9 protein-coding genes are annotated in these 8,608 nt (G+C 68.3%); 6 read left to right on the forward strand and 3 right to left on the reverse strand.

Annotated features, from left to right (window positions below; translation table 11 throughout):
• From sucB to DCI01S_RS15380, 4 genes are all read left to right on the forward strand, one after another.
• A partial coding sequence (sucB, locus tag DCI01S_RS15365) for a 2-oxoglutarate dehydrogenase, E2 component, dihydrolipoamide succinyltransferase (protein ID WP_061230032.1) occupies positions 1-1,482 on the forward strand: 1,482 nt, incomplete at its 5' end.
• Positions 1,483-1,597: 115 nt separating this feature from the next.
• The gene (gene lipB / locus DCI01S_RS15370) at positions 1,598-2,275 is read left to right on the forward strand and encodes a lipoyl(octanoyl) transferase LipB (protein WP_061230033.1); all 678 of its coding nucleotides are present in this window, start codon (positions 1,598-1,600) and stop codon (positions 2,273-2,275) included.
• Between the two features lie 21 nt (positions 2,276-2,296).
• A complete protein-coding gene (lipA, locus tag DCI01S_RS15375) occupies positions 2,297-3,313 on the forward strand; it encodes a lipoyl synthase (RefSeq protein WP_061230034.1) in 1,017 nt (338 codons plus the stop codon).
• A 122-nt stretch (positions 3,314-3,435) separates the two neighbouring features.
• The gene (locus DCI01S_RS15380) at positions 3,436-4,191 is read left to right on the forward strand and encodes a DUF4191 domain-containing protein (protein ID WP_061230035.1); all 756 of its coding nucleotides are present in this window, start codon (positions 3,436-3,438) and stop codon (positions 4,189-4,191) included.
• A 3-nt stretch (positions 4,192-4,194) separates the two neighbouring features.
• On the opposite strand, the gene DCI01S_RS15385 is transcribed toward DCI01S_RS15380, so the two are convergent.
• Positions 4,195-4,680: an RDD family protein gene (locus tag DCI01S_RS15385; RefSeq protein ID WP_061230036.1), complete on the reverse strand. Its 486-nt coding sequence runs from the start codon at positions 4,678-4,680 to the stop codon at positions 4,195-4,197.
• Between the two features lie 219 nt (positions 4,681-4,899).
• Between DCI01S_RS15385 and glnA the strand changes: the two genes are divergently transcribed.
• On the forward strand, positions 4,900-6,333 hold the full coding sequence (gene glnA / locus DCI01S_RS15390) for a type I glutamate--ammonia ligase (protein WP_061230037.1): 1,434 nt from the start codon (positions 4,900-4,902) through the stop codon (positions 6,331-6,333).
• Positions 6,334-6,362: 29 nt separating this feature from the next.
• Here glnA and DCI01S_RS15395 read toward each other — a convergent pair whose 3' ends face one another.
• Complete coding sequence (locus DCI01S_RS15395) at positions 6,363-7,511, reverse strand: tyrosine-type recombinase/integrase (protein WP_061230038.1); 1,149 nt, start codon at positions 7,509-7,511, stop codon at positions 6,363-6,365.
• The gene (locus DCI01S_RS16945) at positions 7,495-8,163 is read right to left on the reverse strand and encodes a helix-turn-helix transcriptional regulator (protein ID WP_167349574.1); all 669 of its coding nucleotides are present in this window, start codon (positions 8,161-8,163) and stop codon (positions 7,495-7,497) included. The genes DCI01S_RS15395 and DCI01S_RS16945 overlap by 17 nt, the downstream gene beginning before the upstream one ends.
• A gap of 119 nt (positions 8,164-8,282) precedes the next feature.
• Between DCI01S_RS16945 and DCI01S_RS15405 the strand changes: the two genes are divergently transcribed.
• Complete coding sequence (locus DCI01S_RS15405) at positions 8,283-8,480, forward strand: helix-turn-helix transcriptional regulator (protein ID WP_061230040.1); 198 nt, start codon at positions 8,283-8,285, stop codon at positions 8,478-8,480.
• The last annotated feature ends 128 nt before the right edge of the window (positions 8,481-8,608 follow it).

Raw genomic sequence — 8,608 nt, forward strand, 5'->3', positions numbered from 1 at the left:
GGCGGCAAGGGCACCGACGTGACCATGCCCGAGCTCGGCGAGTCCGTCACCGAGGGCACCATCACCCGCTGGCTCAAGGCCGTCGGCGACACCGTCGAGGTCGACGAGCCCCTGCTCGAGGTCTCCACCGACAAGGTCGACACCGAGATCCCCTCGCCAGTCGCCGGCACCGTCCAGAAGATCGTCGCCGAGGAGGACGAGACCGTCGAGGTCGGCGCCACCCTCGCCGTCATCGGCGACGGCTCCGGCAGCTCCGACGACACCGACGACGCGAGCGACGACGACCAGTCGGCCGAGGATCAGAACGCGACCGACGCCAAGGACGAGGGCGTCGACGCCTCCGGCGAGGACGAGGTCCCCGAGGACACCCCCGCCCAGGAGACCGAGGCCGCGGCCAAGGCCGAGAAGAAGTCCGAGAAGAAGTCCGAGGACACCTCCGCGAAGAATTCCGCGAAGCCGGCGCCGAGGACGTCCTCCGCGGACGAGTCGTCCGACGCGGTCCCGCCCCGGGCCGAGCCCGCCGCCGCCGCCAAGGCCGGCACCTCGCCGTACGTCACCCCGCTCGTGCGCAAGCTCGCGCAGGAGCACGGCGTCGACTTGGACTCGGTCAAGGGCACCGGTATCGGCGGCCGGATCCGTAAGCAGGACGTCCTCGCGGCGGCCGAGGGCTCGGGCTCCGACTCCGGTTCCGAGGCCCCGGCCGAGGAGAAGGCGCCCAGCGGCGGCCCGTCGAAGGCCGGCGTCCGGCCCGAGCTCGCGGAGCTGCGCGGCACCACCAAGAAGGCCAACCGGATCCGCAAGATCACGGCGCAGAAGACCCGTGAGTCGCTGCAACAGACCGCTCAGCTCACGCAGGTCTTCGAGGTGGACATGACCCGGGTGGCGCAGCTGCGCTCGCAGGTCAAGGAGAAGTTCGCCGACAAGCACGGCGTCAAACTGACCTACCTGCCGTTCTACGCCAAGGCCGTGGTCGAGGCCCTGGTCTCGCACCCCAACGTCAACGCCTCGTACAACGAGGACTCCAACGAGATCACCTACCACGGGTCGGTGAACCTCGGCATCGCCGTGGACACCGAGGCCGGACTGCTCTCGCCGGTCATCAAGAACGCCCAGGACATGGACATCCCGGCCCTGTCCAAGGCGATCAACGACCTCGCGGAGCGGGCCCGGTCGTCCAAGCTGACCCCGGACGATCTCGCGGGCGGCACGTTCACCATCACCAACATCGGTAGCGAGGGTGCCCTCTTCGACACCCCGATCCTGGTCCCGCCGCAGGCGGCGATGTTGGGTACCGGCGCGATCGTGCGCCGTCCGGTGGTGGATGCCGACGACGACGGCGAGTCGATCGCCATCCGGTCGATGGGCTACACCCCGCTGACCTACGATCACCGGCTGATCGACGGCGCCGACGCCGGCCGTTTCCTCACCACGGTCAAGGACCGCCTGGAGAAGGCCGAGTTCGAGGGCGACCTCGGACTGTAGTCCCACCGCCGGTTCCGCCGACCACGCGACGGGCGTCCTCCTTACGGGGAGGGCGCCCGTCGTCGTGGTACCACCCTCCCGGGCCACGCGCGCCCACGCGGCCTACCCTGGTGGTATGTCTCACACCGGTCAGTCCCTGCGCCGCGACCCGTCCGCCCCGGAGATCCGGCGGCTCGGCACCGTCGAGTACTCCCCCACGTGGGACCTCCAGCGCACCCTGGCCGAGGAGCGCGCCGACGGGCGACGCGGAGACACCGTGCTGCTCCTCGAGCACCCCGCCACCTACACCGCCGGCAAGCGGACGGAGCCGTCCGACCGGCCGGTCGACGGCACCCCGGTCGTCGACGTGGATCGCGGCGGGCGAATCACCTGGCACGGCCCGGGCCAGCTCGTCGGGTACCCGATCGTCGCGCTGACCGACCCGATCGACGTGGTCGAGTACGTGCGCCGCGTCGAGCAGGCACTCATCACCACCTGTGCCCGGCTCGGCGTGGAGGCCGGCCGCGTCGACGGTCGCTCCGGGGTCTGGTGCGCGGCCGCGGGCGCGCGGCCCGAACGCAAGATCGCCGCGATCGGGATCCGCGTCCAACGCGGGGTGACAATGCACGGGTTCTCCCTCAACTGCGACTGCGACCTGACCGCGTTCTCCCGGATCGTGCCGTGCGGGATCGTCGACGCCGGGATCACCTCGCTCACCGCCGAACTCGGCCGCACGGTCACCGTGTCGGACGTTCTCGATCAGGTCACCTCCGACTTGGTGGAGGCGCTCGACGGCCGACTGCCCGTGTCCTGAACCACGCGTAGTCTTGGTGACGTGACTGTGACTCCCGAGGGCCGCAAGCTCCTGCGCATCGAGGCCCGCAACGCCGAGACCCCCATCGAACGCAAACCGTCGTGGATCCGTACGCGTGCCACGATGGGCCCCGAGTACAAGGAACTGAAGGGCCTCGTGCGAGGTGGCGGTCTGCACACGGTGTGTGAGGAGGCCGGGTGTCCCAATATCTACGAGTGCTGGGAGGACCGCGAGGCGACGTTCCTCATCGGCGGTGAGCAGTGCACCCGTCGTTGCGACTTCTGCCAGATCGACACCGGCAAGCCCTCCGCCCTCGACCGCGACGAGCCCCGCCGTGTCGCCGAGTCGGTCCGCGAGATGGGTCTGCGCTACTCGACCATCACCGGCGTCGCGCGCGACGACCTCGACGACGGCGGCGCCTGGCTGTACGCGGAGACGGTCCGCAAGATCCACGAACTCAACCCCAACACAGGGGTAGAGAACCTCATCCCCGACTTCAACGGCGACCCCGACCAGCTGGCCGAGGTCTTCGAGTCGCGCCCCGAGGTGCTCGCACACAACCTGGAGACCGTGCCCCGGATCTTCAAGCGGATCCGGCCCGCGTTCCGGTTCGAGCGCTCCCTCGACGTGATCCGCGCCGCCCGCGACTTCGGTCTGGTGACCAAGTCCAACCTCATCCTGGGGATGGGCGAGACCACCGAGGAGATCGTCGACGCGATGCGGGACCTGCACTCCGCCGGCTGCGACATCCTCACCATCACCCAGTACCTACGCCCCACCCCCCGGCACCACCCCATCGACCGGTGGGTCAAGCCCGAGGAGTTCGTGGAGCTGTCCGACAAGGCCCGCGAGATCGGTTTCGCCGGCGTCATGGCGGGCCCGCTCGTCCGCTCGTCCTACCGCGCCGGTCGCCTGTACGTCCAGGCGCTCGAGCACCGCGGCCAGGAGGTGCCCGAGCACCTGCGGCAGCTCACCTCGGAGGGATCGGCGTCGCAGGAGGCCTCGAGCGTGCTGGCCCGCGAGGCCGCGCGCGCCTGACCCGGGCACGCACACCCGGCGCCGCACCCGCCGCGCTCCTCCCGCCGCCCTCGCCCCGTCACGCTCGGGGCGAGGGCGGCGCGGTTCTCTGACCGCGCCCCACGCCACGTATCCTCAGGGGTATGGCGAAGAGCGAGGTCAGCAAGGCGGACAAGAAGGCGGCCCGGGCCGCACGGCGGGCGGCGGGCAAGGAGCAGCGCGGCCAGATGTGGCAGGCGCTGAAGATCCAGTCCAAGCAGGACAAGCTCCTGTGGCCGCTGATGATCGGTGCACTCGTCCTCTCGGCCGTGGTGTTCTTCCTCCTCGGCACCCTGTGGGGCGGCGAGTGGTGGATGTTGCCGCTGGGTGTGCTCGTGGGCCTCATGCTCGCGATGGTCGTCTTCTCGCGGCGCGTGCAGAACACCGTGTACGGCAAGGCCGAGGGGCAGCCGGGCGCCGCCGCGTGGGCGCTGGACCAGCTGCGGTCGGGGTGGCGGGTCAACCAGGCCGTCGCCGCCACCACCAGCTTCGACGCCGTCCACCGCGTGGTCGGCCGCTGTGGGATCGTGCTCGTCGGCGAGGGCCAACCGCACCGGCTCAAGCCGCTCATGACGCAGGAGAAGAAGAAGGTTGCCCGCGTCGTGGGCGACACCCCGATCTACGAACTGATCGTGGGCGACGAGACCGACGCGACCCCGGAGCAGGTGCCGCTGCGCAAGCTCAACCGGCGCCTCACCCGCTACCCGATGAACATCAGCCGCGCCAAGGTCGACGCCCTGGACACCCGGCTGCGCGCGCTGAGCACCAAGACCGGCGTGCAGAACCAGATGCCCAAGGGCCCGGTCCCGCAGGGCGCGAAGGTCCGCAACATCCAGCGTAGCGCCCGCCGCCGGGGCTGATGCTCAGCGGGAGCGGATGAGCGCCGTGCCTGTGGCGCGGTCGTGCATGCCGCGGCCGTCCTCGTCCTGGATAAGCGGGGGCAGCAGGAAGAAGATGAACACCACCCGCACCAGGGAACGCAGGAAACCGACCCGCTCCTCCTCGTCCACCCGGGCGGTGCCGATCCCGAGCACCGCCTGGCCCGGGGTCTGCGCGAACAGCCAGACGCAGACCACGCCGATCACGCCCCACACCAACGGCACCGCCCAACTGGACACCGCCGCGAACGAGTCACCGCCCAGCACACCGGGCCCGGCCACCGACACGACCGCGGCCACCAGGCCGTAGGCCAGGAACCAGTCGACCACGAGGGCTCCGAAACGGACACCGAGCGGGGCCATCGAGCCCGGGCCGGACTCTGGCAGACCGAGGTTCTCGCCCTTGAACTTCTGCTCCGGCCCGCTGCCGGACGTGGGTCCGGACAGCCACGATCCCGCTACATCACGCATGTGGCCAGCGTAGCCCGGCGAGCTGCCGTTCCTCATGTCGGCGACCCCCGCCCCGCACGACTAGGCTTGTCCCATTGGGAGGGACACCCCCGGCCGTCTCGTGTAACACCGGCGAAACATTCGCTTGACGGCCGGGCAACACCTCGCCCATATCGTGAGGTCACCGCACGACGGGAGACACCGGTCGCCCGTCGCACTTGAAGAGACGAGGAGCGAATCGTGGCATTCTCCACTCCGGACGAGGTCATCAAGTTCATCAAGGACGAGGGCGTCGAGTACGTCGACATCCGGTTCACCGACCTGCCGGGCAACGAGCAGCACTTCACGATCGCCGCAGCGGCGTTCGACGAGGACTTGTTCGAGGACGGCCTGGCCTTCGACGGCTCCTCCATCCGGGGTTTCCAGTCCATCCACGAGTCGGACATGATGCTCCTCCCGGACGTCGCCACCGCCCGCCTTGACCCCTTCCGCCGGGCCAAGACGCTCAACGTCAGCTGCTTCGTCCACGACCCGTTCACCCGCGAGGCCTACAGCCGCGACCCACGCAACGTCGCCCGTAAGGCCGAGGAGTACCTGATCTCCACCGGCATCGCCGACACGTGCTTCTTCGGCGCCGAGGCCGAGTTCTTCGTCTTTGATTCCGTCCGCTACGGCTCCGGGACGAACCACGGCTTCTACGAGGTCGACTCGAGCGCCGGCCACTGGAACAGCGGCGCGGGCTCCGAGGCCGACGGCTCCCCCAACCTCGGCTACAAGGTCCGCGAGAAGGGCGGGTACTTCCCCGTCGCCCCGTACGACCACTTCGTGGACCTGCGCGACGAGATGTCCACCAACCTCACGAACGCCGGCTTCGAGCTCGAGCGCTTCCATCACGAGGTCGCGGGCGCCCAGCAGGAGATCAACTACAAGTTCAACACCCTGCTCCACGCCGCGGACGACGTCCAGCTCTTCAAGTACATCGTCAAGAACACCGCGTGGAAGAACGGCAAGTCCGCCACCTTCATGCCCAAGCCCCTCTTCGGCGACAACGGTTCGGGTATGCACGCCCACCAGTCGCTGTGGAAGGACGGCCAGCCGCTGTTCCACGACGAGTCGGGCTACGCCGGGCTGTCGGACATCGCCCGGTACTACATCGGCGGCATCCTGCACCACGCGCCGTCGCTACTGGCGTTCACCAACCCGACGATCAACTCGTACCACCGGCTCGTGCCCGGCTACGAGGCGCCGATCAATCTCGTGTACTCGCAACGCAACCGCTCGGCCTGTGTCCGCATCCCGATCACGGGCAACAACCCCAAGGCCAAGCGCATCGAGTTCCGTTGCCCCGACTCCTCGGGCAACCCGTACTTCGCGTTCGCCGCGATGATGATGGCCGGCCTGGACGGCGTGAAGAACAAGATCGAGCCGATGGCGCCGGTCGACAAGGACCTCTACGAGCTGCCGCCGGAGGAGGCCGCGGACATCCCGCAGGCGCCCACCTCCCTGCCCGCGGTGATCGACCGCCTCGAGCAGGACCACGATTACCTCACCGAGGGCGGCGTGTTCACCGAGGACCTCATCGAGAACTGGATCTCGTACAAGCGGGAGAAGGAGATCGCCCCGGTCAACCTGCGGCCGCACCCGCACGAGTTCGAGCTCTACTACGACTGCTGACCGCTGCACCGCTGTGACCAGCGCAAACGCTACCTAGCGTCCCGCCCGGTCCGCAGTGGGTCCGCAGGAGATCCGACCCGCGACCTCATCGCACCACCGACGAGGTCGCGGGTCGCGTCGTCCCCGGAGCTCATCAGATGCCCGTACGTGTCCAAGGTGACCTTCGCCGACTCGTGCCGCATCCGCGCCTGAACCATCTTGATATCGGCACCCCCGGCAATCAGCAGACTCGCGTAGTGGTGGCGGGTGTCGTGGAACGTGAACGCCGCCGGCAGCCCCGGCACCATGCCCCGAGCGGCACGAACCGCCCGCTGAATCTGGAAGTCCCGCGCCGGCCCACCGAACCCGTTCGTCACCACGTGGTCAGTCCCCCACGTCCTGACCGACTCCGACAGCAGAAGCGCGAGATCCCGAGGAATCGGGACCGTCGCCTCCGACCCGTCCGTCTTGAGTGGTCGGCCGTCAGCCTGGAACCGCGGTGTCACCGCGCCTCGCATGAAGTCAACGTCAGCGACCCGGAGGCCGCACACCTCCCCCAGCCGCAGACCCGCGAACGCCCCCAGCAAGACCGCCGGCCGCAGGTACTCCGGCATCTCGTCGTGGAGTGCCCACACCTGTTCGGTCGTGGCGACGTACACCTTCGCCTTGCCCATCGGCGGGGACGTCCTCCGGGAGCACGGCGACCGCTGCAACACCCCGTCATGCACCGCGTCCGCCATGACATGCGCCAAGCGGGAGTGCAGCGCGTAGATGGTCGACGCCGCCAACCCCTCCCCCTGCATCGACGCAATCCACGACCGGACCATTGTCGGCCGCACGTCGGACAATCGCTGGTCCCCGAACGCCGCCACAATCCTCTTGACGTGCGTGCGTGCCTGCCGAACCGTCGACGGCCGATGCACCTTGTACGCGTCGAGCCACTGCTCGCACCACTGCTCGACCGTGAGTTGCGCATCCTCCGGCCGGATATAGTCCCCGCGCACGAGCGCAGCCGAGATCCCGTCGACGTGACGTTGCGCCGCCACCCTTGTCGGAAACGCCCGCGTGACCTCGACACCGCGGTCGTCGACCCACCGCGCCCGCCAGCGTTGACCCCGCCCGTACGCCGCCGACCGGGTCCCGTCCGCCTTGTGCCAGCGGTCCTCGACGCCGGCCCGCCGGCTACGCCTCTGAGTCATGGTTCGGAACCTCAGGGAAGTCCATGCTCCGAGGCAGAAGATCGTCGTAGAGGTCCCACCACTCCCCCATCGTCTCGAACAACTCGAAGCGGTATGGGAGTGGCACTTCTTTACCCGCCGCGATATCCGTTAGCCCCACGAGGGCGGTGTGGGCACTTGCGAATACGTCCCAGGCCTTATAGGCCCACGCAAGCCCGTACTTGAGTATCGGATCGGGCTTGCTCTTGTCGTGAGCCTCTAAGCCGTCGCTGAGCTCCAAACCGAGTGAAGACATGTCGTCCTCCCACTGACCGAGGCTCTCGACGAGCTCCTCAGCGAAAACGCTGGCCGAGCGCCGCATCCGATCTACCGCGAACATCATGTCTCGCAATTTGGGCGCGGAGGTCGTAGTCATCGAGTCCAAGCTCACATCCAGTTCACGACATATCAGCAACGCTTCGTTCAGTCTCACCGGACGCTGACCCGATTCGACTCGCTGGACGGTCTGTTGGTGAAACGGGAGGCCCCACCCTGCAAGTCGCCGCGCCAAGTCCGTCTGAGTCATGCCTCGCTCTTCCCGGATACGGGCCATCTGCTCCCGAAAGTTTCGTTCCCAAGGGGCCACCTGGTCTCGGGGGTCTTCCTCGGTCTGCTTCTCGTCTCTATCTGCCATGGGCAGGACTTTACAACGTTTTGTAGATGCGGACCAGACGGACTGTTGACGGGCCCGTTGGTGCGTGTTACAACTGTTTGTAGGCGACCGCCTACAAATCATTGTCCCGGAGGTTCCCAATGTCCGACCCCATCGTCACTCTCCCCCAACTCTCCGAGGAGACGGAGATCCCCGAAGGGACCCTCCGATACTGGCGACATGCCGGGATCGGCCCCGAATCGTTCAAGCTCGGACGCCGCGTCGTCTACCGCCGCTCCGCAATCGACGCCTGGATCGAAGCGCAGCAAGCCGCCACCACCCGCGGCGGTGTCGCATGACCGACCAGCCCGTCCTGCCCCTCGACCGGGAAGCCGAACTCACCGTGCGGCACATGCGACTCATAGCCGCCGGCCTCGCCGTCCACCGCGACGACTTCGTACGCACCGACGCCCGCGTCCTCGAGTCC

The organism is Dietzia cinnamea NBRC 102147, from assembly GCF_001571065.1.
GTDB lineage: Bacteria > Actinomycetota > Actinomycetes > Mycobacteriales > Mycobacteriaceae > Dietzia > Dietzia cinnamea.

What these genes read in the sequence shown, in the direction of transcription:
- DCI01S_RS15380 (WP_061230035.1), top strand. Translation starts at nt 3,436, where the DNA reads ATGGCGAAGAGCGAGGTCAGCAAGGCGGACAAGAAGGCGGCCCGGGCC.
- DCI01S_RS15385 (WP_061230036.1), bottom strand. Translation starts at nt 4,680, where the DNA reads ATGCGTGATGTAGCGGGATCGTGGCTGTCCGGACCCACGTCCGGCAGC.
- DCI01S_RS15405 (WP_061230040.1), top strand. Translation starts at nt 8,283, where the DNA reads ATGTCCGACCCCATCGTCACTCTCCCCCAACTCTCCGAGGAGACGGAG.
- DCI01S_RS16945 (WP_167349574.1), bottom strand. Translation starts at nt 8,163, where the DNA reads ATGGCAGATAGAGACGAGAAGCAGACCGAGGAAGACCCCCGAGACCAG.
- DCI01S_RS15395 (WP_061230038.1), bottom strand. Translation starts at nt 7,511, where the DNA reads ATGACTCAGAGGCGTAGCCGGCGGGCCGGCGTCGAGGACCGCTGGCAC.
- lipB (WP_061230033.1), top strand. Translation starts at nt 1,598, where the DNA reads ATGTCTCACACCGGTCAGTCCCTGCGCCGCGACCCGTCCGCCCCGGAG.